The organism is Janthinobacterium algoris (assembly GCF_051380935.1).
Taxonomy (GTDB): Bacteria; Pseudomonadota; Gammaproteobacteria; order Burkholderiales; family Burkholderiaceae_D; genus Janthinobacterium.
In genome coordinates this window covers 18,431-44,847 of sequence record NZ_JBNYXZ010000030.1, presented here as the reverse complement: position 1 = coordinate 44,847, position 26,417 = coordinate 18,431, and the positions used below count along the sequence as shown (strand labels likewise).

21 protein-coding genes are annotated in these 26,417 nt (G+C 61.9%); 11 read left to right on the top strand and 10 right to left on the bottom strand.

Features of this window, described 5'->3' with window-relative positions:
• From ACQ4W7_RS28195 to rpsL, 4 genes are all read right to left on the bottom strand, one after another.
• On the bottom strand, positions 1–114 hold a 114-nt coding region (locus ACQ4W7_RS28195; protein ID WP_204317187.1), incomplete at its 3' end, for a GTP-binding protein.
• A gap of 72 nt (positions 115–186) precedes the next feature.
• The gene (gene fusA, locus ACQ4W7_RS28190) at positions 187–2,292 is read right to left on the bottom strand and encodes an elongation factor G (RefSeq protein WP_426074968.1); all 2,106 of its coding nucleotides are present in this window, start codon (positions 2,290–2,292) and stop codon (positions 187–189) included.
• A gap of 108 nt (positions 2,293–2,400) precedes the next feature.
• Complete coding sequence (gene rpsG / locus ACQ4W7_RS28185) at positions 2,401–2,871, bottom strand: 30S ribosomal protein S7 (RefSeq protein ID WP_010394377.1); 471 nt, start codon at positions 2,869–2,871, stop codon at positions 2,401–2,403.
• 152 nt (positions 2,872–3,023) lie between these two features.
• Positions 3,024–3,407 (bottom strand): 30S ribosomal protein S12, encoded by a 384-nt coding sequence (gene rpsL, locus ACQ4W7_RS28180; protein ID WP_010394376.1) that lies wholly within the window; start codon positions 3,405–3,407, stop codon positions 3,024–3,026.
• 425 nt (positions 3,408–3,832) lie between these two features.
• Between rpsL and ACQ4W7_RS28175 the strand changes: the two genes are divergently transcribed.
• Entirely contained in the window at positions 3,833–5,758 is a 1,926-nt protein-coding gene (locus ACQ4W7_RS28175) for a phosphoethanolamine transferase (protein ID WP_436535006.1), read from the top strand.
• A gap of 10 nt (positions 5,759–5,768) precedes the next feature.
• Here the strand turns inward: ACQ4W7_RS28175 and ACQ4W7_RS28170 are convergent, their stop codons facing one another.
• Entirely contained in the window at positions 5,769–7,334 is a 1,566-nt protein-coding gene (locus ACQ4W7_RS28170; protein ID WP_436535004.1) for a MutS-related protein, read from the bottom strand.
• A gap of 205 nt (positions 7,335–7,539) precedes the next feature.
• Here ACQ4W7_RS28170 and ACQ4W7_RS28165 point away from each other — a divergent pair, with 205 nt between their 5' ends.
• The 8 genes from ACQ4W7_RS28165 (at position 7,540) to ACQ4W7_RS28130 (ending at position 16,468) form a co-directional block, all read left to right on the top strand.
• On the top strand, positions 7,540–8,805 hold the full coding sequence (locus ACQ4W7_RS28165; RefSeq protein ID WP_426074965.1) for an efflux RND transporter periplasmic adaptor subunit: 1,266 nt from the start codon (positions 7,540–7,542) through the stop codon (positions 8,803–8,805).
• Positions 8,806–8,839: 34 nt separating this feature from the next.
• On the top strand, positions 8,840–9,556 hold the full coding sequence (locus ACQ4W7_RS28160) for an ABC transporter ATP-binding protein (protein ID WP_426074964.1): 717 nt from the start codon (positions 8,840–8,842) through the stop codon (positions 9,554–9,556).
• 9 nt (positions 9,557–9,565) lie between these two features.
• A complete protein-coding gene (locus ACQ4W7_RS28155) occupies positions 9,566–10,888 on the top strand; it encodes an ABC transporter permease (protein WP_436535002.1) in 1,323 nt (440 codons plus the stop codon).
• Positions 10,889–10,916: 28 nt separating this feature from the next.
• The gene (locus tag ACQ4W7_RS28150) at positions 10,917–12,155 is read left to right on the top strand and encodes an ABC transporter permease (RefSeq protein ID WP_436535000.1); all 1,239 of its coding nucleotides are present in this window, start codon (positions 10,917–10,919) and stop codon (positions 12,153–12,155) included.
• Positions 12,156–12,183: 28 nt separating this feature from the next.
• Positions 12,184–13,536: a sigma-54-dependent transcriptional regulator gene (locus ACQ4W7_RS28145; protein WP_436534998.1), complete on the top strand. Its 1,353-nt coding sequence runs from the start codon at positions 12,184–12,186 to the stop codon at positions 13,534–13,536.
• Positions 13,537–13,550: 14 nt separating this feature from the next.
• Positions 13,551–14,867: a sensor histidine kinase gene (locus ACQ4W7_RS28140; protein WP_436534996.1), complete on the top strand. Its 1,317-nt coding sequence runs from the start codon at positions 13,551–13,553 to the stop codon at positions 14,865–14,867.
• 238 nt (positions 14,868–15,105) lie between these two features.
• Positions 15,106–15,630, top strand: coding sequence for an FxDxF family PEP-CTERM protein (locus ACQ4W7_RS28135; protein ID WP_426074959.1), 525 nt, complete (start codon positions 15,106–15,108; stop codon positions 15,628–15,630).
• Between the two features lie 58 nt (positions 15,631–15,688).
• Entirely contained in the window at positions 15,689–16,468 is a 780-nt protein-coding gene (locus ACQ4W7_RS28130) for a spermine/spermidine synthase domain-containing protein (RefSeq protein ID WP_426074957.1), read from the top strand.
• Between the two features lie 14 nt (positions 16,469–16,482).
• Here ACQ4W7_RS28130 and ACQ4W7_RS28125 read toward each other — a convergent pair whose 3' ends face one another.
• Together ACQ4W7_RS28125 and pdxR are read right to left on the bottom strand one after the other, a co-directional pair.
• A complete protein-coding gene (locus ACQ4W7_RS28125; RefSeq protein ID WP_426074955.1) occupies positions 16,483–17,088 on the bottom strand; it encodes an imm11 family protein in 606 nt (201 codons plus the stop codon).
• Positions 17,089–17,119: 31 nt separating this feature from the next.
• Entirely contained in the window at positions 17,120–18,637 is a 1,518-nt protein-coding gene (pdxR, locus tag ACQ4W7_RS28120; RefSeq protein ID WP_436534993.1) for a MocR-like pyridoxine biosynthesis transcription factor PdxR, read from the bottom strand.
• Between the two features lie 105 nt (positions 18,638–18,742).
• On the opposite strand from pdxR, the gene ACQ4W7_RS28115 reads away from it, so the two are divergent.
• Positions 18,743–19,402: a pyridoxamine 5'-phosphate oxidase family protein gene (locus ACQ4W7_RS28115; protein WP_426074953.1), complete on the top strand. Its 660-nt coding sequence runs from the start codon at positions 18,743–18,745 to the stop codon at positions 19,400–19,402.
• An 88-nt stretch (positions 19,403–19,490) separates the two neighbouring features.
• Positions 19,491–20,318 (top strand): class I SAM-dependent methyltransferase, encoded by an 828-nt coding sequence (locus tag ACQ4W7_RS28110; RefSeq protein ID WP_436534990.1) that lies wholly within the window; start codon positions 19,491–19,493, stop codon positions 20,316–20,318.
• 41 nt (positions 20,319–20,359) lie between these two features.
• Here the strand turns inward: ACQ4W7_RS28110 and ACQ4W7_RS28105 are convergent, their stop codons facing one another.
• From ACQ4W7_RS28105 to ACQ4W7_RS28095, 3 genes are all read right to left on the bottom strand, one after another.
• Positions 20,360–21,988, bottom strand: coding sequence for a serine hydrolase (locus ACQ4W7_RS28105; RefSeq protein ID WP_436534988.1), 1,629 nt, complete (start codon positions 21,986–21,988; stop codon positions 20,360–20,362).
• A 31-nt stretch (positions 21,989–22,019) separates the two neighbouring features.
• Positions 22,020–23,879, bottom strand: coding sequence for a M1 family metallopeptidase (locus ACQ4W7_RS28100; RefSeq protein ID WP_436534986.1), 1,860 nt, complete (start codon positions 23,877–23,879; stop codon positions 22,020–22,022).
• A gap of 116 nt (positions 23,880–23,995) precedes the next feature.
• Complete coding sequence (locus ACQ4W7_RS28095) at positions 23,996–26,404, bottom strand: M1 family metallopeptidase (protein ID WP_436534984.1); 2,409 nt, start codon at positions 26,402–26,404, stop codon at positions 23,996–23,998.
• Positions 26,405–26,417 lie beyond the last annotated feature (13 nt).

Here is a 26,417-nt window from a genome sequence, read left to right as displayed (position 1 = left end):
CTTCGACAGAACCGTTGCGATTGCAGCGGTCAGCGTGGTTTTACCGTGGTCGACGTGGCCGATGGTGCCGACGTTGACGTGCGGCTTGGTCCGTTCGAATTTACCTTTTGCCATTTTATTCTTCCTTAGAACAATGATTTAAATGTAGGGACCGGCATTCTCGTGAAAGCCGGCCCGGAACTTCTATTACTTAGCTTTCGAGCTTACGATTGCTTCAGTCACATGCTTAGGTGCTTCAGCATAGTGCTTGAATTCCATCGTGTAAGTCGCACGACCTTGGGTCGACGAACGCAACGATGTGGCGTAACCGAACATTTCCGACAGAGGCACTTCGGCCTTGATGATCTTGCCGCCACCACCAGCAATTTCATCCATACCTTGTACCATGCCGCGACGCGACGACAGATCGCCCATCACGGTACCGGCGTAGTCTTCCGGTGTTTCCACTTCCACGGCCATCATCGGCTCCAGGATGACTGGCGATGCTTTGCGGCAGCCATCTTTGAATGCCATCGAAGCGGCCATGCGGAATGCATTTTCGTTCGAGTCAACATCATGGTACGAACCGAAGAACAGCGTGACTTTCACGTCAACAACTGGGTAACCAGCCATCACACCCGAAGTCAGCGTGTCGCGCACACCTTTTTCAACTGCAGGGATGTATTCGCGAGGAACGGTACCGCCCTTGATCGCGTCAACGAATTCGAAGCCCTTGCCCGGTTCTTGCGGTTCGATCTTCAGAACCACGTGACCGTATTGACCACGACCACCCGATTGCTTGACGAATTTGCCTTCCGACTCTTCGCACACTTTACGGATCGTTTCGCGGTAAGCCACTTGTGGCTTGCCGACGGTCGCTTCAACGTTGAATTCGCGTTTCATGCGGTCAACGATGATGTCCAGATGCAACTCGCCCATACCGGCGATGATGGTCTGGCCCGATTCTTCATCGGTACGCACGCGGAACGATGGATCTTCTGCTGCCAGACGGTTCAGCGCCAGGCCCATTTTTTCCTGGTCGGCCTTGGTTTTTGGCTCGACTGCCTGCGAAATCACCGGCTCAGGGAAGACCATGCGCTCCAGAACCACGCTTGCCTTTTCGTCGCAAAGCGTATCGCCAGTGGTGGTGTCTTTCAGACCCACGACGGCAGCGATGTCGCCAGCGCGCATTTCCTTGATTTCTTCGCGCTCATTGGCTTGCATCTGCACGATACGGCCAATACGCTCTCTCTTCTGCTTCACGGAGTTCAGGACCGAATCGCCCGAATTCAACGTGCCCGAATAGCAGCGGATGAAGCACAACTGACCCACGAACGGATCGGTTGCGATCTTGAACGCCAATGCCGAGAATTTCTCATTGTCGTCGGCTGCGCGCTCAACTGGCTGCTCGTCCTCGTCCAGACCTGGGACAGGTGGAATGTCGATTGGCGATGGCAGATACTCGATCACCGCGTCCAACATTGCTTGTACGCCCTTGTTTTTAAAGGCGGTACCGCACAGCATTGGAACGATTTCGCTGGCGATGGTACGCTGACGCAGAGCAGCCTTGATCTCGGCTTCCGACAGTTCGCCTTCTTCCAGGTACTTGTTCATCAGTTCTTCGGACGCTTCAGCAGCGGCCTCAACCATGTTTTCGCGCCACTTGGCAGCTTCAGCAGCCAGGTTGGCAGGAATTTCGCCGTATTCAAACTTCATGCCTTGCGAAGCGTCATCCCAGATGACCGCTTTCATCTTGACCAGATCGATAACACCGGTAAAGAGGTCTTCAGCGCCGATAGGCATCTGGATAGGCACTGGGTTGGCCTTCAGGCGCGAACGCATCTGATCGTAGACCTTGAAGAAGTTGGCGCCGGTACGGTCCATCTTGTTCACGAAGGCCAGACGTGGCACTTTGTACTTGTTAGCCTGACGCCAAACCGTTTCCGATTGTGGCTGCACGCCGCCGACTGCACAGTAAACCATGCAGGCGCCATCCAACACGCGCATCGAACGTTCTACTTCAATGGTGAAGTCAACGTGACCTGGGGTGTCGATGATGTTGATGTGATGTGGAGGGAAATTGTTTGCCATGCCCTTCCAGAAGCACGTAACAGCAGCCGAGGTAATCGTGATGCCGCGCTCTTGCTCTTGCGCCATCCAGTCGGTGGTGGCAGCGCCATCATGGACTTCGCCCAGCTTGTGGTTCACGCCCGTGTAGAACAGAACGCGCTCGGTGGTGGTCGTCTTACCTGCATCGATGTGAGCGGAGATACCGATATTGCGGTAGCGCTCAATGGGGGTCTTGCGGGCCATAATTAATCCTAAATGAATGGACAAAACCGAGCAGCATTTTTTTGCAAAAATGAGCCCGGCCTCGAACAACAGATGCTTGACAGCCACCTTGCGGTAGCTGGCTTTATATTAGAAGCGGAAATGCGAGAACGCTTTGTTCGCTTCAGCCATACGATGGACTTCGTCGCGTTTTTTCATCGCGCCGCCGCGGCTTTCAGCCGCTTCCATCAGCTCACCGCCGAGGCGTTGTGGCATCGATTTTTCGCTGCGCTTGTTAGCAGCTTCACGCAACCAACGCATGGACAGCGCCATACGACGGACTGGGCGAACTTCGACCGGCACCTGGTAGTTTGCACCACCGACGCGACGGGATTTCACCTCAACCAGCGGCTTGGCGTTGTTGATTGCGGTAGCAAAAACTTCGAGCGGATCTTTGCCCGATTTTGCTGCGATGTGCTCGAAAGCACCGTAGATGATGTTTTCTGCAACCGATTTCTTACCGGACAGCATCAGCACGTTTACAAATTTAGCGACATCAGTGTTGCCGAATTTTGGATCTGGCAAAATTTCGCGCTTGGGTACTTCACGACGACGTGGCATATCAATTCCTTTCAATCTTCAGTTGAGCGCGCGTTCTTCGCACACTCGCGGACGACCATCATAGTCTTCCACTTACTCGACCAGATGCGGTCGACTACATTCACTTAGCTAGTTGCCACTGAGCGAAACTTGGGTTTGCTGCGTACAACTTATTACTTCTTGCCTGCTTTAGCGCGCTTGGTACCGTACTTCGAACGCGATTGCTTACGGTCTTTAACGCCTTGGGTATCCAGGGCACCGCGAACCATGTGGTAACGCACACCCGGCAAATCCTTGACGCGACCGCCGCGCAACAGCACAACACTATGCTCTTGCAGGTTATGGCCTTCACCGCCAATGTACGAAATGACTTCGAAACCATTGGTCAGGCGAACTTTAGCGACTTTACGCAGAGCCGAGTTAGGCTTCTTTGGAGTCGTGGTGTAAACACGTGTGCAGACGCCACGTTTTTGCGGGCTGTTTTCCAGCGCCGGCGATTTGCTCTTCACGGTCAAAGCGACACGTGGATTGCGAATCAATTGATTGATGGTTGGCATCGTTATAAATCCAACAAAAAACTACGATTAATAACCCGGGCAAGATGCCCGGCGACTAAAACCTCGTCCCGCTTTCATCTACTGCGCACCGGAGGCGCCCGCAGCCACTCGATCAGGAGCGGCCAAAAAGTGCCAAGCAATACGTAAACGATGAGCAGAATAAAATCGAGAACTCGCTAGTCTAGACCTTGTGTTACAGGGGGTCAATCAGTTTACCGCTTTTTGCTATAAAAAAAGGCAAAAAACCGGCATTTTTGTGGCATTTTGAATAATCTTTGGCCGCAGAGCGCGGGCGCCGGCGTGCCGGAGCGATTGATGATTTGGCATTCTTTCCCTGTGGCCAAGTATCGGACGCGCGTATTCTTGTATGACCGCAAGACAAGAAAAGGATTGATAATAGCGGACATTTTTCGCTGCCCTCCTTTATGCGCACTTTGCTTCGCCCCGCCAATCTGTTCCTGCTCCTGACGTATGCCTTGCTGACGGCCGTGCCCTTCGTTCCCACGCTGCTGGGGCGTGCACTCGAACATCCCTGGCAGATGCTCACCTTCGAGCTGCTGGCCTGGCTGACCGTCTGGAGCGTGTTCCAGCGCCCCGCGTATTTCCACTGGCTGCTGGTGCCCGCCTTCCTGGCCCTGCCGACGGAAATCTACCTGTTCATCTTCTACGGCCAGGGCATTTCCACGCACCACCTGGGCATCATCTTCGAAACCAGCCCCAAGGAAGCGATGGAATTCCTGGGACAAAAAGTGTGGCTGATGGGCGCTGTCATGCTGGGCGTGATCGCCTGGTGTGCTGTCAGCTGGTTGGCGGCCACGCGCACGCGCGACCTGAACTGGACTGGCAAGACGCGCCCGGTCGCCTTCCTGCTGCTGGTCCTGCTGGGTGGCTTCTGGTGGTATGGCTACGAATTCGGTTTCGACGCCAAGGCCCTGCATCGCGCCGGCGCGCCGGCCAAAGCCAGCACGCCGGCGGCCAGCGCCAAGGCGGGCGCCTCCGGCTTCGGCGATGCCAGCTCGGCCGACGACGAGGCGACAGAGGAAGACGACGAGAGCAGCAAGCCGGAGAACGCCAGCATCGCCGGCGCCGATGAAACGGGCCTGGGCTGGCCCAGCCTGCCCCACTGGGCGCGCCTGCCCTACGCCTTCGACACCGTCAGCAATTCCTGGCCCTTCGGCCTGGCCGCGCGCGGCTTCGATTTCTACAAGGAGCGCAAATACCTGGCCGAGCTGGGACAGAAAAGCAGCAGCTTCCGTTTCGGCGCGCACCAGCAACATCCCGATCCCCATCCGGAAGTGGTGGTCATGGTGATCGGCGAATCGTCGCGCTACGACCGCTGGAGCCTGAACGGTTACGAGCGCGACACCAATCCCCTGCTGAAACAGGAAAGCAACCTGGTGCCGCTGGCCGATGTCATCACGGCCGTTTCCGCTACGCGCCTGTCGGTGCCCGTCATCATCTCGCGCAAGCCGGCCACGCAAAGCCTCAAGGATGGGTTCTCGGAAAAATCCTTCCTCACCGCCTACAAGGAAGCGGGCTTCAAGACCTATTGGCTGTCGAACCAGATCTCGTTCGGCCAGTTCGACACGCCCGTGTCAGTGTTTGCCAAGGAAGCGGACGTGGTGCAATTCCTGAATTTGGGCGGCTTTACCAACAATTCGAATTTCGACCAGATCCTGTTCGATCCGTTCAAGAACGCGCTGGCCGACCCGGCACCGAAAAAACTCATCGTGCTGCACACGCTGGGCAGCCACTGGAACTACAGCCAGCGCTACCCCAAGCAATTCGACAAGTGGCAGCCGTCGCTGTTCGGCGTCTACAAGCCCGTCTACACGGACACGGCCATCAAGCCACAGCTGAACAACAGCTACGACAGTTCCATCCTGTACACGGACTGGTTCCTGTCGAACGTGATCGGCATGCTGAAGGACGATGGCCAGCGCACTGCCCTGCGCAGCTCGCTCGTCTACGTGGCCGACCATGGCCAGACCCTGTACGACGGCACCTGCCGCCTGGCCTTCCATGGACATAACACGCAGTACGAATTCCACGTGCCCGCCTTCGTCTGGTACTCGCCGCAATTCCAGCAGCGCTATCCGGACAAGGTGACGCAGCTGCAGCGCCATCAAAAGGCACGCCTGTCGACGGAAAACATGTTCCACACCCTGCTCGACCTGGGCGACATCCGTTTTGCCGGCGAACAGCCCGAATGGAGCATCGCCAGCCCCCGCTTCAAGCAGCACAAGCGCTATGTCGACAGCTACGGCTGGACCAATTACGACAACGCCATCATTCGTGGCGATTGCCGCGAAGTGATCGACAAGAGCACGCCGGAAAAGCAAGAAAAATAGCGCGCGGTCATCAAGCCCGTTCGAGCACGCCGCCGCAATCGGCCGGTTGCGCCATGTGCGTGCTGAGCCAGTCGAAGACGCGCCCGGCTTTGTCCGCAATAGCGGCGTCAAAACCGCGCTGCGCCAGCAGGGCGATGCCATTCGTGGCCTGCAGCACGCCGGGCGCCAGCAGCAGCAGGCCGGCGTCATCGCGGCGCACGCACCATGGCGCCAGGCAGTCTTCCAGCAGCGGCCCCAGCACCAGGTTGTGCGACGAGACGATGACCAAATGGCGCGCGGCCAGGGAATGCAGCACGGCGGCGGCCACCGCCACCGATTCGAGGTGGTTCGTGCCGCGGAAAATCTCGTCGATCAGGAACAGCGCCGGTGCGCCGCCCTCGGCCAGCGCCAGCAATTCGCGCGCGCGCCGCAATTCAGCGATATATAAACTTTCGCCGCCATCGAGAGAGTCTTCATTCTGCATGCTCGCATACACGGCCAGGCGCGGCACATCAGCGCTGTCCGCATGACAAAAGCCAAAGGCCCGCGCGCAGACCAGGTTCAAGCCTATGCAACGCAGCAAGGTGCTCTTGCCGATACCGTTCTGGCCGGAGATGAAGCCCCCCTTGCCTTGCACGCCGAACGACAACGGCGCGGCGTTCTCCAGCAAGGGATGCAGCATGCCCTGCAAGGCCAGCGCGCGCGGCGCCGCAGTGCCGGCCCAGCAAAACACGGGCGCCGCACGCAGCTGCCGCGCCAGCGCCAGGTCCGCTTCCAGCTGGGCCACCTGGATAAAGCTGTCGCGCAAAAAGGGCAGCTGCTGCGCCACCAGCTGGCGCGTGCGGAAGTAGCGCTTGACGTTTTTCAGCAGGAGCCAGTCGCCATACTCGACCAGCAGCATATCGACGAAAGGCAGGTAACGCAGCAGCGAGCGCTCGATGGCGCGCGTCAGCTTGGCCGTTTGCGCGCCGCCGGCAGCCAATGGCAAGGCTGCCGGCACATCGAGCCGCGCCAGCGCGGCACGGGTTTTCAGCAGGTGGCGCAAGGTATCGAGCGTACGTTCCCATAGCTTGGCGCTTTCGTAAAAACGCACCTGCACGGTCATCAGCGCAACACAGGCAGCCAGCACGCAAAACAACGCTGGCCAACCCACCAGCCAGCTGGCGGCGATGGCCAGCAACAGGGCCAGCGGCACCAGCCATAGCCAGGCACTCCACCAGGGTGCCGATACCAGCGCCGCACCGAACAGGGTCTCGCTCACTTCCGTATCGGCCTGACGCAAGGGCAGGCAGGCGCGCTGCAAGCTGGTCGCCCGGGCCGGATCGTCCAGCAATCGCCGGACGCGCGCAATGGAGGCAGGATCGGCCTGACCACCGCTCAAGCGCCGATGCAGCTCCTGCTGGCCGAAGATGCTGGTCTCGCGCGCCAGCTGCGCCGCATACTGGTCGAGCAGCAGCTCGTTCCAGGTCTGGCCATCGAGCGATGGCGCCGCGCCCGTCAGCCGCTGCAGCATCGCCACGTCGCCGCGTGAGAAAGGGTAATCGAGCGGCGGCGCAGAGGCACGGGCAGGGAAAAGATGCTGGAGAAATGGATGCATGGCGCCTGGGGGGAGTCAAAAAAGAGTCGTCACAGCAGATGCAGGCGATTGCCAATTTATCAAGTGCAACCTGCGCGAACGGACATGCTGGACGGCGCGGACACGGCGGACAAGCGGACGCCCGAATTTTTTTCCAGTCAAATCAACGACTTAATAACTGGCACGGATCATGCATTGGAAAAGGCATCCTTCACGAGACCTGACCATGATCCGCGATACTTCCTCCCAAGACGCCGTACTGTCCGCCCCGCCGGGCCAGCGCCACAAGCAACGCGCCCTGGTGCTGGCCGGCGCCGTCATCGTCATCGGCGCCGCCATCGCTGTCGTTGCCGGCTGGCGCAACAGCGAGCATTCCGTCAACAGCAGCCGCCTGCGCATCGCCGACGTCACGCGCGGCACCCTGATCCGCGACGCCGCCGTCACTGGCCGCGTGGTCGCCTCGATCAGCCCGACGCTGTATTCGACCACGGTGGCCACTGTCACGCTGAAAGCAAAAGCGGGCGACACCGTGAAGAAAGGCGACATCCTGGCCGTGCTGGAGTCGCCGGACCTGTCCGACGCCCTCAAGCGCGAACAATCGAGCGTGCAGCAGCTGGAGGCGGAAGTGGCGCGCCAGCAGATTTTGGCCAAGAAGCAAAAACTGCTGGCGCGGCGTGAAGCCGATACGGCCGAAATCGAGCGCCTGTCGGCACAGCGCACGTTGGAACGCTATGAAAGCGTGGCGCAGGTCGGCATCATCGCCAAGATCGATTACCAGAAGGCCAAGGATGCCTTGAATTCGGCCGACATCCGCAGCAAGCACGCTTCCCAGGCGGCAGGACTGGAGGGGGAAGACGTGACCCTGGCCCTGAAAACGAAAAGCAATGAACTCGAACGCCAGCGCCTGGTGCGCGACAACGCCCAGCGCAGGGTGGATGAATTGACCGTGCGCGCGCCCGTCAACGGCTTTATCGGCACCCTGTCGGTGGCCAACCGCAGCGTGGTGCAAGCCAACACGGCCCTGATGACCCTGGTCGACCTGTCGCAGCTGGAAGTCGAGCTCGAGGTGCCTGAAACCTATGTCGCCGACATGGGCCTGGGCATGCGCGCCGAGATCGAAACGGGCGTCATCAAGGCGAGCGGCAAGTTGTCGGCGCTGTCGCCCGAAGTGGTGAAAAACCAGGTGCTGGCGCGCGTGCGTTTCGATGGCGCGCAGCCGGCCGGCCTGCGCCAAAACCAGCGCGTGGCGGCGCGCCTGCTGATCGATGAAAAACCGAATGTGCTGATGCTGGCGCGCGGCTCCTTCGTCGAAGCCGAAGGTGGCCGTTTCGCCTACGTCGTGCGCGACGGCGTGGCCATCCGCACGCCGATCAAACTGGGCGCGACCAGTGTCTCGGCCGTGGAAATCCTCGACGGCTTGAAACTGGGCGACAAGGTGGTGGTCGCCGGCACGGAAAACTTCGCGAACGCCGCACGCGTGTCGCTCAACTGAATTTCCTTCATTTCACTCTACAAGAGGCCTCTCCATGCTGCGCATGCAAAACCTGAGCAAAGTCTATCGTACCCACATGATCGAAACGCACGCGCTGCGCGGCTTCGACATCCATGTGCAACAAGGCGAATTCGTCACCGTCACCGGGCCGTCCGGCTCGGGCAAGACGAGCTTTCTGAACATCGCCGGCCTGCTCGAGGAATTCACCGACGGTGAATACATACTCGACGGCGTCAACGTCAGGGGCATGGACGACAATGCCCGTTCGCGCCTGCGCAATGAAAAACTCGGTTTCATCTTCCAGGGCTTCAACCTGATTCCCGACCTGTCGCTGTTCGACAACGTCGACGTGCCGCTGCGCTACCGGGGCTTCAATCGCGCCGAACGCAAGGAACGCATCGAGGAGGCGCTGGCCAAGGTCGGCTTGGCGTCGCGCATGAAACACTATCCGGCCGAATTGTCAGGCGGCCAGCAGCAGCGCGTGGCGATCGCGCGCGCGCTGGCCGGCTCGCCCAAGCTGCTGCTGGCAGATGAACCGACGGGCAACCTGGACACGCAGATGGCGCGCGGCGTGATGGAGCTGCTGGAAGAAATCAATGCGCAAGGCACCACCATCCTGATGGTCACGCACGATCCGGAACTGGCGCTGCGCAGCCAGCGCAATGTGCACATCATCGACGGCCAGGTGTCGGACCTGGTGCAACACGGCGCCACGTTGTCGGCCAGGCCGCAGCACGCCGTGACCGCGTAAGGAGAGAACATGTTCCGCTACTATTTCACGCTGGGCCTGCGCAGCCTGCGCCGCAACCGCGCCCTGACTGCACTGATGATACTGACGCTGGCCGTCGGCGTCGCCGCCAGCGTCTCCACCGTCACCATCCTGCACGCCATGTCCGGCGATCCGCTGCCGCGCAAGAGCGACCGCATGTTCGTGCCGATGATCGACGTCGTCCCCTTAAAAAGTTATGTGCCGGGTGCCAAGCCCACCTTCGGCCAGGCGCAGCTGGCCTATACCGACGCGAAGAATTTCATGGCCAGCAAGATGGGCGTGCGCCGCACCGTCATGTACGGCGTGGCCGGCCCGGTCGAGCCGGCACGCACAGATGTCGGCGCCTTCCAGGCCCAGGGCCTGGCGCCCACGCGCGATTTTTTCACCATGTTCGAGGTCCCCTTCCTGTATGGTCAGCCATGGAGCGAAGCCGATGACGCCAGCGGCGCCGACGTCATCGTGCTGAGCCGATCGCTGGCGGAAAAATTGCTCGGTACGGTCAATCCCGTGGGACGGCGCGTGATGGTGCTGGGACAGCCATATCTGGTCAGCGGCGTGCTCGATCACTGGGATCCCGTGCCGCGCATACACCGCATCATCGGCAGCAAGGGCGCCTTTGGCACGGAAGATGAATTCTTCATTCCGTTTGCCAGCGCCATCCGCCATGAGACGCGGCATGACGGTGGTATGGCCTGCAGCGGCGTCGAACGCGGCCCCGGCTTCCAGGGCACCCTGGCCTCGGACTGCACCTGGCTGCAGTTCTGGTTCGAGATGGAAAGCGCCGACCAGCGTGGCGAGCTGCAGGCATATCTCGACAGCTATGCTGCCGAACAGCGCAAGCTGGGCCGCATGCCACGCCACGCGCCCAACGCGCTGTACAACGTCAAGGAATGGATGGTTTTCCTGAACGTGGTCGACAACGACAACAAGCTGGCGGCCTGGCTGGCCTTCGGCTTCCTGCTGCTATGCCTGGTCAATACCATCGGCCTGCTGCTGGCGAAATTTTCCGTACGCGCCAGTGAAGTGGGGATCCGCCGTGCGCTGGGCGCCACGCGGCGCGACATCTTTCGCCAGTTCTTGATCGAGACGGGCGTCATCGGCCTGGCCGGCGGCGTATTGGGCCTGCTGCTGGCGTATGCCGCGCTGGCCGTCGTGCGTTCGCAATCGAAGGAACTGGGCACCGTGGCGCACATGGATGTCCCGATGCTGCTGCTGACGTTTGCCGTTTCCGTGCTGGCCGCCCTGCTGGCGGGTTTGCTGCCCACCTGGCGCGCTTGCCAGGTGACGCCGGCGATACAGCTCAAATCCCAATGACATTCACCGTACCGCAATGAGGTTCAACATGGAAATCCGCCCCATCCTGTCGGCACTGATGCGCAGCAAAACCGGCGCCGTACTCGTCGCCGTGCAGGTCGCCATCAGCCTGGCCATCCTGGCCAATGCCCTGCATATCGTTAACCTGCGCCAGGCGATCGCCGCCCGCCCCACCGGCGTGGCCGCTGAAAACGACATCTTTTATGTCAATATCCAGAGCATGGACAAAGGTAGCCACCAGCGCCAGCTGGCCGACCAGAAACGCCAGGCCGCCTTGCTGCGCGGCCTGCCCGGCGTGCTATCCGTGGCGCAGACCTCGCAGGCCGTGCTGTCGCGTTCCGGCAGCAGCACCAATGTCTCCATCAAGCGTGGACAGCCCACGGCCAGCGCCACCACGTCTATGTATTTCACGCCTGACTCACTGGTCAAGACATACGGACTGAAGCTGGTGGAAGGCCGTGATTTCCATCCCGACGAGGTGCCGGAAATCGATGAAAACGTCGATGAAATCTTTCCCAAGGTGGTCATCGTGACGCTCGCCGCGGCGCAAAAGATCTGGCCTGGCGAAAGCAGCTTTGTCGGCAAGACCCTGCTCAACGGCACCGGTGACAATGACGACGAGATGCGCGTGATCGGCGTGGTGGAGCGGTTGCAGACACAGGTCGGCCAGGTCAGCGCGCAGGGCGAGCATTCGCTGATCCTGCCGGCGCGCCTGACGGGTTCGCGCGACTCGCTGCTGTACGCCGTGCGCGCCGAGCCGGGCCAGCGCGACCGCCTGATGAAAGAGGCCGAGCAAGCCATCCGCACTTCCACCAACGAGCGCCTGCTGGTGCGCACCGATACGCTGGAAAAGCACCGCACGTCACGCTACCGGGCCGACCGCGGCCTGTCCTGGATGCTGATCGCCGTATCGACCCTGCTGCTGCTGGTGACGGCCAGCGGCATCGTCGGCATTGCCAGTCTGTGGGTGACGCAGCGCAGGAAGCAAATCGGCGTGCGACGCGCGCTGGGGGCGCGCCGCATCGACATCCTGCGCTACTTCCTGACGGAGAACTTCATGATCACCAGCGTCGGCGTAGTGTGCGGCGTGCTGCTGGCGCTGGGCTTGAATCAGTTGTTGGTAAGCCAGCTGGAAATGGCGCGCCTGCCGCCCGGCTATCTGCTGGCCGGTGCGCTGGTGTTCTGGCTGCTGGGCCTGGGCGCGGTGTACGGCCCGGCATGGCGCGCGGCCAGCATTTCGCCGGCCACTGCCACCCGCAGTACCTGAGCCCGCACCTGAGTGATATGCTGCGCGCATGCCTACCGTACTGATTATTGACGACAATGCCGCCGTGGCCATCGCGCTGGACGTGCTGTTCTCCCTGCACGAGATCGACGCCGTGCGCGCCGCCTCGCCCGAGGAAGGCCTGCATCTGCTCGAACGCCACGCCATCGACCTGGTGGTGCAGGACATGAACTTCACGGCCGACACCACCTCGGGCGAGGAAGGCAGTGCGCTGTTCCACGCCATCCGCGCGCGCTACCCCGACCTGCCCGTGATCCTGCTGACGGCATGGACCCAGCTCGACGCGGCCGTCGACCTGATCAAGTCCGGCGCGGCCGACTACCTGGCCAAGCCGTGGGATGACCGGCGCCTGATCGCCAGCGTGCAGAACCTGCTGGAACTGGGGCAGGCCAACCGCGCGCTGCGCCAGCGCGTGGTGGCCGAGCAGCGCCAGCGCCACGCCCTGGAACACGACTTCGACTTGCGCGGCATGGTGTGGCAAGACCCGGCCACCGAACGCGTGGTGCACCTGGCGTGCCAGGTGGCGCGCGCCGACGTGCCCGTGCTCATTTCAGGCCCAAACGGCAGCGGCAAGGAACGCATCGCCGCCATCGTGCAAGCCAATTCGCAGGTCGCCAACGGTCCCTTCGTTGTGCTCAATTGCGGCGCCGTGCCGGTCGAGCTGATCGAGGCGGAACTGTTCGGTGCCGAGGCGGGCGCCTACACCGGCATCACCCGCGCACGCGATGGCAAGTTCGACGCGGCCGACGGCGGTACGCTGTTCCTCGACGAAATCGGCAACCTGCCGCTGGCCGGGCAAATGAAACTGCTGCGCGTACTGGAAACGGGACGCTTCGAGCGCCTCGGCTCAAACCGCGAGCGGCAAGTGAAAGTGCGCGTCATCAGCGCCAGCAACGCCGACCTACCGGCGATGATCAAGGCGGGCACGTTTCGCGAAGACCTGTTCTACCGCTTGAACGTGATCGAACTGCGCCTGCCGCCGCTGGCCCAGCGCCCGCTTGACATCCTGGTACTGGCGCGGCATTTCCTGGGCAGCGAAAAAACGCTGGATGCGCAGGCGCAGGCCACCCTGCTGGCGCACGGCTGGCCGGGCAATGTGCGCGAACTGAAAAACGTCATGCAGCGCGCCAGCCTGCTGACGGCAGGACCGGTAATCCAGGCGCAGGAAACGGGCTTGCCACTGGCGGCACTAGCATCGCTGCGCGCACCGCAGGATGCCGCCACGACGGAGCCGGACCGCGACAGCGTCGCCGCCGCCCTGGCGCGCGCGCATGGCGTGGTGGCGCAGGCAGCGCAGGAACTGGGGCTGTCACGCCAGGCGCTATACCGGCGCATGGAACGCCTGGGCATCGCGCGCGGCTGATGGCATCCCGCCCCATGCGCCTCTCCCTGCTCACGCGCTGGACGGCGCTGATCGTCACCTTGCTGGTGCTGGGCATAGTCATCGCCCTGCTGCTGGCGCATCTCCTGCCTGGCCAGCCGCTGCTGGTGCTGGCGGGTACCCTGCTGTGCGTGCTGCCGGTGGCCATCATTACCATCCGCGCGCAGCTGCAAGCGATGCTGTCGCTGTTTCGCGCCTTGAGCGGCACGGTCGCCAGCTACCAGGACGGCGATTTCGGCTTCAGCTTGCGCTGGCCGCAGAACGATGAACTGGCCGACCTGGTAGCGGCCCACAATGCGCTGGGCGATGTGCTGCGCAAGCAGCGCCTGGACCTGGTGCAGCGCGAACTGCTGCTCGACACCATGGTGCAAAACACGCCGGTGGCCATGCTGCTGGTGGCCGAAGGCAGCGCCATCGTGTACGCCAACCTGGCCGCGCGCCAGTTGCTGCACCACGGCCGCCGGCTCGAAGGACACCACCTGGCCGACATCGTGCGCGAAGCGGCGCCGGCCCTGGCCGAAGCGCTGGCGCGTCGCAACGACGGCCTGTTTACCAGCGGCGAAGGGGAACAGGAAGAGGTGTATCACCTGGCGCGGCGCAGCTTCAGCCTGAACGGGCGCAAGCACGAACTGCTGCTGCTCCGCCAGCTGACCCTGGAACTGCGGCGCCAGGAGGTGCAGACCTGGAAAAAAGTCATTCGCGTCATCAGCCATGAGCTCAACAACTCACTGGCGCCACTGGCCTCGCTGGCCCATTCCGGCGCCGAGCTGGTGCGCCGCGGCCAGACCGAACGCCTGCCGCAAATTCTCGCCACCATCGAGGAGCGCACGCGTCACCTGGAAACCTTCATCCTCGGCTATGCGCGCTTTGCCAAGCTGCCCGCACCGCGCCTGGCGCCGTGCGAGTGGCAACCCTTCCTCGACAGCCTGGCCTCGCAAGCGGCCTTCACGCTCGACGGCACGCCGCCCGCGCAGGCGGCCATGTTCGATGCGGCGCAAATGCAGCAAGCGCTGCTCAACCTGCTCAAAAATGCGCTGGAATCGGGTTCACGGGAAGAGCATATCGGCCTGCACGTCAACCAGGCGCATGGGCAGCTGCGCATCGAAGTGCGCGACCGGGGGCCGGGCATGAGCGGCGCCGTGCTGGAAAATGCACTGGTGCCGTTTTATTCCACCAAACGCAGCGGCACTGGACTGGGCCTGGCGCTGGCGCGTGAAATCGCCGAAGCGCATGGCGGGCGCATCACCCTGGCCAACCGCGAGGACGGCGGTCTGGCAGTGACTTTGATTCTTCCCTTGCTAGACAGAAATTAGTTCCCGATGTAACGATTTTTAGATCACATCCCGCGCGATTATTTTTCAGTAAAATATTGATAATTATAGTTTTTAATAATGCAACAAGATGAGCGCCATGCCCGTATGTTAGAAATAAACTATTTAAGTTTGCATAATGATATAAAAATAGCTCATTGACAATGAAATGTCTTGGCGATAATTTATCTGAGCGGCACGGTTTTTTTGAAACATCAATCGTTTTTTCGCGGGGATAAATATGAAACTGAAATCACTCATCGCAGCAGCGGTACTGGGCGCTGCAACCATCGGCAGCGCATATGCTGCGTCGTACACTATCAACCTGACCAACACCACCGGCAACCTGTGGACGGGAGGCTTCAACGCCACCCCCAGTCCCCTAGGCCCCTTTACCGATACGTTCACCTTTACCCCGGATGCAACCTTCGGTTCGACCGCGCAAGCCTTCCTTGCCAACCTGTCGGTCACGGGCAGCGACCCAGCTTCCATCAACTTCACCAGCGCCAATCTGAACAGTATCTCGCTGACCGGTTTTGGCGGCCCCACCGTCTTCGGTTACGCCCAGGGCGAAGTGCTGGCACCAACCACCCTGCTGTTCAACGGCCCGATGGTCCTCACGGTCATGGGCAGCAGCAATGGCGGCAGCTACGGCGGCACCTTCAACTTGAATCTGGCACCCGTTCCTGAACCGGAAACGTATGGCATGCTGCTGGCCGGCCTGGGTATCCTGGGATTCCTGGCGCGCCGCCGCAAGCAGTCTTGAGCTCCCCACCAAAAAGACGCTGCGGCGTCTTTTTTCATGTGGCTGCTACACTGGCGCCATGACGACCGATTTTATCTCCACCAGCAACACCGCCTTCAGCCATCCTGGCCACCCGCCGGCCACCACCACCGAACACCGCGGCATCCGCTATCTGCACCTGGGCACCAAGTGGGTACAGGGCGCTATGCGCCTGGACAAGCCCGACGCCATCGAGCTCGAATACGTGCAAATGATGATGATGTGGATGCTGTTCAAGACGCAGCCCAAACGCATCGTGCAACTGGGCCTGGGCAGCGCCGCACTGACCAAATTCAGCTACCGCCGCTTCCCCGACGCCACGGTCACGGCCATCGAACTCAATCCGAACGTGATCGCCATCTGCGGCGCCCAGTTCGCGCTGCCGCCGAACGACGCGCGCCTCGACGTGCGTGAAATGAATGCGCTCGACTTCGTGCTCGACCCGGCCAACCATGGCACGGTCGACGCGCTGCAAGTTGACCTGTACGACCAGGACGCGCGCGGCCCCGTGCTCGACACGCCCGAGTTCTACCAGGCCTGTTTCGACTGCCTGGCAGACGACGGCATCATGTGCACGAATGTCTTCGGCGACTTTCCCAACTACGACAAGAATTTGCAGGCGATGGAACTGGTCTTCGACGCCGTCGTCTGGGTAGCGGAAATGGAAGATGAAAACATCGTCGTGCTGGCCTTCAAAAAATCGCCATCGCTCGACTTCAGCGACTTGTACGAACGCGCCGCCACCATCAAGAAGCAGTTCAACCTGCCCGCCAAGAACTGGGTTAACGGTTTGAAGCAGTGGATGCTGGAGCAGCAGTAAGAAGCCATGCGATCTCACTCCAGGACAGGCTGCCAATATCCTGCGGCGCGATAAAACCCCAGGCTCTTGCCGCCGTTGAAGCGCGCGGCCTTCATGAGGCCAGCCAACTCGCTGGAGATCAGCAGGTCGCCCGACTGCGCATCTCTCGCGATATGCCTGGGCGCCAGTTCCTCATCGCGCAAAAACGTCCGCGTGAAGTAGATGACGTTGCCCGCATCATCGGTTTCCGCTGTTGAACGCAGCAGGTCGACCACCTGCACCTGGTGAGCCGCGTTCAATATGTAAAACGGCTGGTCCAGCAACTGCCCACCGGCCATGATGCATGCGGGGGGCATCAGCTCGATATCCTGCCCGGTGGCGTCGGCGAGAAACCCGGCCAGGCGGGCCGAGACCAGCGGCACGTCCCCCAGCAGCCACAGGCAGTCATGCTTCAGGAGCTTTTCCCTGGTGCAGATGAAATACACGGGCGGCCTGTCCATGTCGGACGGATAAGCTGTCCCCTGCAGCAGCGCCAGGTAGTCGAAGTTCGATTGTGCCGTCTCATACGCGCCATGCTGCTTGTCGTAGGAACCGGTCAGTTTGTCATGGTAATCAACAGGGGCTTTCCAGCTCAGTATCATGGGCAATCCTCTTCCTCGGCCAGGCAAAGGCCTATTGTGCCCGCTTCGCCTGTCCAGCCGCGCCAGCTTGCACAAGCAGCGCGCCCAGGCGGCGCGCCAGGCCATCCATGTTCTCGGCCGGCACTTGCGCATAACCGAGCAGGAAACCGTTCCAGCCTGCGCCTTCGCCCACCCTGTCGCCCGTGCCATGCGCCGACAACGCCAGCGCCACGATGCCCTCCTGCGCGGCGCGCCGGCTCAGCGCCAGGTCATCCCATGCGCCATCGTGAAAACGCAGCGCCAGGTGCATGCCGGCCGTGCCGCCATGGATGGCCGCGCCGCCACATGCATGTCGCTGCACGGCCTCGCTCAAGGCGTCACGGCGCTGGCGATACAGCCTGCGCATGCGCCGCACATGGCGCGCAAACAGGCCGCTGCGCAGGAAGTCGGCCAGCGCCAGCTGTTCGGCCACGCGCCCCCGCGCGGCGCCCTGCGCCTGCATCTGCGCGAAGCCCCCGGCCAGCGCGGCCGGCACGACGATAAAGGCGATGCGCAAGGCGGGAAACATGGTCTTGCTGAAGGTACCCAGGTACACGACGGGCGCATCGGCCACCAGTCCCTGCATGGCCGCCAGGGGCGGGCCACCATGGCGAAATTCGCTGTCGTAATCGTCTTCGATGATCAGGGAGCCTGCGGCACGCGCGCGTTCGAGCAGCGCCATGCGGCGCGCGGGACTGAGCACGCTGCCGGTCGGATACTGGTGCGACGGCGTCGTGTAGATCAGGCGCGGCGGCGCCGCGTTCCAGTCGTCGTCTGTCGGGGCGATGCCATCCATGTCTACCGCAATACCCGTCACCTGCAGGCCGGCGCCACGGCCCGCCGCCAGCGCGCCGCCATATCCGGGATGCTCGATCCATAAGGTATCGCCCTGGTCGGCAAAGGCGCGCAGGCAGACATCCAGGCTGCTCTGCGTGCCGTCCGTGATGAACACCTGGCCCGCATCGCAGACGACGCCGCGCGCGGCGCGCAAATGCTCGGCGATGGCCATGCGCAGCTGCGGCTCGCCGGCGGGGTCGCCGTAATTGAGCTGGCGCGGCGTCAGCGCGCGCCACGCGCGGTCCAGCATGCGCCGCCACTGCGCCAGCGGAAATTCATCGAGCGCCGGCACGCCAGGCGCGAACGCGCCCATGGCGTCGGCGGGAAACACCACCGCCGCATTCACATCTTGTCCTGCCACGCCGCGCAAATGCCGGGCACGGCGCGACAGGCCATCCTTGCTGCCGGTCGCCGGCACGGATTCCGGCATGCCGGCGCTGCCTGCGACGACGGTGCCGCGCCGGTCCGGCAACACAAACCCTTCGCTGGCCAATTGCTCGTAGGCGTACAGCACGGTATTGCGCGCCAGTCCCAGTTCCGCGGCCAGCACGCGCGTGGCGGCAAGCCGCATGCCGGGCGCCAGCTGGCCGCCACGGATCGCCGCGCGCAGGCATTCATGCAGCAGACGCTGGCGCGGCCAGCCCCGCTCGCGGTGCGTGCGCTCGAATGCATCGAGCAGCAAAGCAAAATCCATGCGCCTCCCTAGTGGCTCCAAATTATTTATCAGTTCTGGATCTTTTTTCAGGGCCAGATGCCGATTATAGTGCGGCCTGCTTCTTCAACCAACCGGACTGCCACCATGACCACTACCGCCCTGCCTCCCAGCCCCCGTACCCGCGTGCGCCGCGTCGCCGAACTGGCCAGCTACGAGCCAGCCACCCTGTATGCCATCCTCGACGCCGCCTTCCTGTGCCATATCGCCTTCCGCGACGACAAGGGCAGCCATTGCATCCCGACCGCCTGCTGGCGCATCGATGGCCACCTGTACATCCATGGCTCGAACGGCAGCCGCATGCTCAAGCAACTCGTCAACGACACCGACGTGTGCGTGACCATCACTCATCTCGACGGTCTGGTACTGGCGCGCTCGGCCTTCAATCACACCATGAACTACCGCTCGGCGATGGTGTACGGGCAGTTTGAAAAAGTAAGCGATATTGGCCAGCAGCATGCGGCCATGGATGCGCTGATGGAAAAGCTGGCGCCAGGACGCCTGGCGCACGTGCGCGGCGGCAGCACCAAGGAGTACGCGGCCACTACCGTGCTGCGCATCGCGCTCGACGAATGCGCCGTCAAGCAGCGCAGAGGCGGCCCGCTCGACGACGCGGGCGACATGGCGCATGCCGTCTGGACGGGCGAACTGCCTTTCACACATGGCCGTGGCGCGGCCATCGCCGATGCGCAAAACACCTGCGAGATGCCCGCGTATGCCGTCGCATGGGGTACGGAATCCGCTTGACCGGCCGGCGTGCTTGCCCGATGATCGGTATTGATGGCGATCGCCACCAACTCACCAACCGATCCAATCACGCATGGAGCAAATGATGATGAAGCGAGTATCCCTGGCCGCGGCCCTGACGGTCATGCTGGCCTGTGGCGGCAGCGGTGCAGCCCTGGCCGCCGATACGGGCGACGCGGCCCTGAAGGCGGCCATCGCCGGCAGTGCGCGCACGCCGGCCAACGCGCTACGCGACAGCGCCCGCCACCCGTATGAAACGCTGACGTTCTTCGGCATCAAGCCGGGCATGACGGTGGTCGAACTGGCGCCCGGCGGCGGCTGGTACACGGAGATCCTGGCGCCCTATCTGCGCGACAACGGCAAGTTGATCGCGGCCGGCAACGACCCGCAGTCAAGCAGCGAAGGCGCACGCCGTGGCGCGGCGCGCTTTCAGCAAAAAATCGACGCCAATCCGGCCGCCTTCGGCAAGGTGGAACTCGGCGCCTTCGCCCCACCCAACACCTACCGCATCGCGCCCAAGGGCACGGCCGACATGGTGCTCACCTTCCGCAATATCCACAACTGGATCCCCATCGGCGAAGCAGGCATGCAGACCCTGTTCAAGGAAGTGTATGACAGCCTGAAACCGGGCGGCGTGTTCGGCGTCGTCGAGCATCGCCTGCCAGCGAACAAGGCGCAGGATGGCACGGCCAGCAGCGGCTACATGCACGAAGCGTATGTGATCAAGCTGGCCGAAGGCGCAGGTTTCAAATTGGCGGCCAAGTCCGACATCAACGCCAATCCGAAAGACACGGCCGACCACCAGGGCGGCGTCTGGGCACTACCGCCGACCTACGCCAACAAGGATGTGGAGCGGGCCAAATACACGGCCATCGGCGAGAGCGACCGCATGACTTTGAAGTTCGTCAAGCCATAGTGTGAAAAAGGCCACCTCGCGGTGGCCTTTTGATTCCTGTTTTACTTCTTGCCCTCTTTCTGCTTCATCGGCACCAGGCTCAGGTCCTGGAAGTCGTAGCTGAAATCCGTTTCGGCCGACACGGGCGCCATCTTCACACGGTCGATGCTGCCATCGGGATTGAGCGAGAACGTCACGTAGGCGTCGGCGTTGAAATTGCGCTCTTTCCAGCGCACGATGAAGGTGTCGTGCTGCCAGTGTTCCAGCTCGCCCGTCAGGTCCGGCGTGCGCGTGAAGCTGAGGATGTGTTTTCTCCCCTCCGGCTTGATCACGACCTTGCCATACCAGGCGTCTTCATACTCACCGTCGTACGCCGCCAGCGGCAGCGATGGCTGCGATTTGGCCGCGCGCGCGCTCGACGCCTTGCCCTGTTTTTTCACTTCTTCGGCATGCTGGTCTTGCTCTACCTTGGCCACCAGTGCCAGCCAGTCCGACGGTGCCGCCTGCAGGTAATGGTCGAGGATGCGCCATTGCAGCGCCGTCATGGAACCGCCATTTTCCGCATTGGTGAGAATGGCCACGCCCAGCTTTGCTTGCGGCACCATCACCACGCGCGAATAAAAGCCCTGCAGCGCGCCGCCGTGCATGGCCACTTTCATGCCCTTGTAATCGCGCAATTGGAAGCCCAGGCCATACGCGCTGAAATTCGGCTTGGTCGCCGCCAGCGCCGGCTTCGGCTCGGCAATCTTGATCGGCGTTTGCGCCGCCCACATCTCGCGGCCCTGCTTTTCGCTGAACAGGCGCGCAGGTTTGCCATCCTTGTCCGTCACGCCGGCGATCTTGCCTTCATCGAGCAGCACCATCATCCACTTGCCGATATCTTCCGCATTCGTGTTGATGCCGACGGCGCCCACGGCGTTCGGTACCGGCATCGATTTGACGGCGGCGATCTTGCCGTCGATCTTGCTGTGCGCACTGGCGACGTCGGGATTACCAACGTTCTCGGCCAGGCTGGTGGTGGTGCCCGTCATGCCCAGCGGTGCCAGGATGCGCTCATGCATGGCCTCGCCCCAGCTTTTCCCCGCCTTGTCGGCGATGATCTTGCCGGCCACGATGTACAGCAGGTTATCGTAGGCATAGCTGTTGCGAAAACTCGTGGCCGGACGGATGTAGCGCAGCTTCTCGATGATCTCGTCGGTGCTGAACGTGGTGGTGGGCCACCACAGCAAGTCGCCGGCGCCCAGGCCCAGGCCACTGCGGTGCGTCAGCAAATCGCGGATGGTCATGGCGCCCGTCACGTAGGAATCGTGCATCTGGAAGCCGGGCAAATGCTTCGTGACGGGATCGTCCCAGGCCAGCTTGCCATCGTCGACCAGCATCGCCAACGCGGCGGCCGTGAAGCCTTTCGAGTTCGATGCCACTTCGAACAGCGTCTTGGCATCGACGGCCGCCGGTTCGCCCAGCTTGCGTACGCCAAAGCCCTTGGCGGTGATGACCTTGCCATCCTTGACGATGGCGATCGCCATGCCCGGCACGTCGAAAACCTTCAGCGCGGTGGCGACGTCACGCTCAAGATCGAAGGCCGGCGCGGGGACCAAAGCAGCAGCAACGACGGGGATGGCATCGGCGGCCAGCGCCGGCATGGTGATGCTGGAAAACGCCAGCACGAAGGCGGCGGCGAGACGGTTCATGGTATGCACGGTCAGGATATCCAAAGAAGATTCAATGCGCTTGCGCGGCCATCAATTTATCGACGCTTTCCTGCGTCACCGGGTGGTAGCGTGCGCGCGCCTGCGCATACACGTCCTTGGCCCAGGCATGGCCTTGCGGTGTCTTCATCAGCGCGCTGTACAGGGGCACGACGAACTTCTGGCGGCCCACACTCATCAGGAATGCCTGCAAGGGCTGCTGCACGTCGTAGCCGGCATTCACGGATGCCAGATAAAAGCGGTAGGCCACTTCATTGTTGCCGCTCTTGCCCACGCCGTAGACCTGATCCAGCTCACGCAATTGCGCCGCGCTGGCCTTGTTGTTGATGTCGTTCAGGAAGTGCATCGATTCGATGGCGATCCACTTGTCCATGCCCAGCTCTTGCGTCGGTAATGTGCCTTTGAGCCAGGCGTCGCGGTGCTGGTCCAGCAGCGCCAGGCGCGGCGAGACAACGCGCTGCGCGCTGGCCGGCACGCCGGTGCCATACAGCCATTCATCGAGTTCCGCTTCCGGCATCACGTCCGGATGCTGCGCCAGCAGGTTCTTGCGCAGGTAGGCGATGAACTGCTCCGTCGTCACGCTCTGAAACGCATGCTGGTCGAACCAGCCGCGCAGGAACGGATCGAACACGGCACGGCCGGCACGGCGCTCCATGGTGGCCAGGAACCAGGCGCCTTTCGGGTAGATGATGCCGTCGTCCGTATATGTTTCCGCCGGATTGACATCCGCATCGCGCGTGATCAGCGCCGTTTTCGCCGCCGGCAATGCCTTGATCGAGGCGGCCAGTTCTTCCTGATCGACTTGCACGCCCATTTGCGCCACTTCGCTGCCATACAGCTGCTCGACGATGCGCGTGGTGACGTAGGTGGTAAAGCCTTCGTTGAGCCACATGTGCTTCCACGACGCGTTGGTGACCAGGTTGCCCGACCACGAGTGGGCCAGTTCATGCGCGATCAGGTCGACCAGGCTGCGGTCGCCCGCGATCATGGTCGGCGTGAGGAAAGTCAGGCGCGGGTTTTCCATGCCGCCGTAGGGGAACGATGGCGGCAGCACGATCATGTCGTAGCGTCCCCAGCCATACGGACCGTACAGCGCCTCGGCTGCCTGGATCATCTTTTCCGTGTCGGCCAGCTCGTATTCGGCGGCCTTGATGCGCGGCGGTTCCGCATACACGGCCGAACGGGGGCCGAGTTTGCGCACTTCCAATTCGCCGATGGCAATGGCCAGCAGGTACGAAGGAATCGGCTGCGGCATCCGGAATTTCCAGCCGCCCTTGCCCGTCGCCTTTTCGTCATTCTCGGCGCTCATTACGACGCGCATGCCGCTCGGCGCCTCGATGCGCGCGCCATAGGTGAAACGCACGGCCGGCGTATCCTGCGACGGCACCCACGAGCGGGCGTTGATGCTTTGCGACTGGCTGAACATGAAAGGCAGCTTGCCCGACATGGTTTGCTGCGGTGTGAGCCACTGCAGCGCGATGGCGTTCGGGGCCGTGTGATAGTAGACGCGCACTTTGCCCGGCTGGCCCGTGGTGGTGATGCGCAGCGCCTGGCCCTTTTCCGGGTCGGCCTTGTCCAGCTGATACGGCGCCATCTGCCATGCGCCGCGCTTGTCCTGTATCTGCACTTTCGCGATCGACAAATCGCGCGTATCGAGCACCAGGGTGCGCGCCGCCGGGTCGATCCAGTTCAAGGACAGCTCGGCATAGCCGGAGAGCGTCTTTTGCTTGAAATCGGCTTTCAGGTCCAGCTGCAGGTCGCGCGTGCGCACCTGGTCGTAGCGCGCGTAGCTGAGGGGATCGGCGTGCGCAGCCAGGGTTACCTGGCAAAGTAGCGCACAGCCCAGGGCGCGCAAGAAGGTCAAAGTTTGCATGGTCGTCTTTTGAATGATTTGCGAAAGCCCCGGTCCGTGTGCGCCGAGGCGTCGCGCAGAATAGCACTTCCGGCGCAGGCCGGCAGAAAAAAAGCGCCGGACTGGCCGGCGCTGTTTCACTGTTTCTTCTCCGGTCGGGCTTCGGGCTTGGTCTCGGCCTTGGCCTCGGACGCTTTCAGCGGCGTATTAACATCCTTCATCAGGTTATTCTTGTCGCGGTCCAGTTTGAACAACTCCAGGCGCGATGGGGTGATTTTTCGCGGCCAGGCGTTGTTGCTGGTGTCGATATCGGCAGTCTCCCAGTACGGGTCTTGCACCAGCCCCACCATCGGCTCATCCGTGATGATGACCTTGCTGATCTTGTGCGGCGCGTAACGCCATACTTCGGCCGGCACCCGCTCAATGATCTTCTTGCCGCTTTTGAGTTCGATTTCCAGGATCAGCGGCATCACCAGGCCGCCGAGATTCGAAAAGTCGACCAGGTACAGATGCTTGCCCAGGTTATGCTGTTCCAGCAGTTTCCGCTCCCACGGCTCCAGCGTTTCCTGCTCTTCCGCATAGCTGTTGCGGTCCTTGTTGGTGACCGTGAATTCATCGTGCCGGTTATAGAAGTCCTTCAGTGCGGGGTCCAGATCAACCTTCTTCGGCAGCGCCTGATTGCGCTGGTCCGAGATCGAGATGGGCTGCGCGGCCTTCTGCGCCTTCTTCCACGCCTTTTCCGTTTCTGGATTTTTCGTGCTCACACCATATTCGCTGATGCCGTCAATGCTGATGTCAACCGCATCGGTGGTATAAAACCAGCCGCGCCAGAACCAGTCCAGGTCGGTGCCGGAAGCGTCTTCCATGGTGCGGAAGAAGTCGGCGGGAGTCGGGCGCTTGAACTTCCAGCGCAAGGCGTATTGCTTGAAGGCGAAGTCAAACAGCTCGCGCCCGAGTATCGTCTCGCGCAGGATGTTGAGGGCCGTGGCCGGCTTGTCGTAGGCATTCGCCGTGAACTGCAGCAAAGACTCGGAATTGGTCATGATGGGTACCTGGTTCTGGCTGCGCATATAGTCGACGATCTTGCGCGGCTCGCCATTCCAGGAGGGAAAATGCTCTTCCCATGCTTGCTCGGCCAGGTACTGCAGGAAGGAATTGAGGCCCTCGTCCATCCACGTCCACTGGCGCTCGTCCGAGTTGACGATCATGGGGAAATAATTGTGGCCCACTTCATGGATGATCACGCCGATCAGGTCATACTTCGTCGTCTTCGAATATGTCAGCTCGCCCGTCTTCTTGTCCTTCACGGGACGCCCGCCATTGAACGAGATCATCGGATACTCCATGCCGCCCACGGCGCCATTGACGGAAATCGCGTTCGGATACGGATAGTCGAAACTGTATTTGTTGTACTGCTCAATGGCATGCACGACGGCGCGCGTGCTGTACTGCTGCCACAGCGGATTACCCTCGTTCGGATAGTAAGACATGGCCATCACGCGCTTGCCGCCGCTATTCAAACCCTGCGCATCCCAGATGAACTTGCGGCTCGACGCCCACGCCACGTCGCGCACATTGGCCGCCTTGAAGTGCCAGGTTTTCATCCCGGCCGCCCGGCCCTTTTCCGCCGCCAGCGCTTCGGCGGGCGTGATCACCAGCAGCGGCGTATTGCTGTTTTTCGCCCGCGCCAGGCGTTCGCGCTGCGCCGCGCTCAGCACGCTGGCAGGATTTTGCAGTTCGCCCGTGGCAGCCACCACATGATCGCCCGGCACCGTCAGGTACAACTCGTAGTCGCCAAACTCCAGCGTGAATTCACCGGAGCCGAGAAACTGCTTGTGCTGCCAGCCGACGGCGTCGTAGTACGCGGCCATGCGCGGGAACCACTGCGCGATCTGGAAAATCGTGTTCTTGTCGTCTTCAAAATATTCATAGCCGGAGCGCTCGACCAGCACCTTCTGGTCATTGATTTGATACGACCAGTCGATGTGGAACGTGATGCTCTGGCCGGGCGCCAGTGCCACCGGCAAATCGATGCGCAGCATCGTCTGGTTGAAGACATACGGCAGCGGCTTGCCGCTGGCCGCTTTCACGGCGGTGAGCTTGAAGCCGCCGTCGAATTCGCGGCCAGCATGGACAGCACGCAAATCCTCGAATTTCAACGCTTCCTCTTCGTTGCCACTCAGCCAGGCCTGGCGCGAGGGCGCGCTCAGGACGCGACGCTGGTCGGCATCCTGGCGCAAGCCATTCTGGTCCAGCTGCAGCCACAAATACGCGAGGCTGTCGGGCGAGCGGTTGTGGTAGGTGACCTGTTCGCTGGCCGTGATTTCGCGGCGCGTTTCGTCCAGCGTGGCGCGGATCACGTAGTCGGCGCGCTGCTGCCAATAGGCGTGGCCCGGCGCGCCCGATGCCGTGCGGTAGCTGTTCGGCGTGGGCAGCAGTTCTTCGAGCTGGCGGAACTTGTCGTCGAAGGGCGCGGCGGCGCACAGGCCGGGCAAGTGAGCAAACAAGGTCAAACACAAGGCAAGCAAGCGGACAAGGACCGGCATGGCGCATTCCATC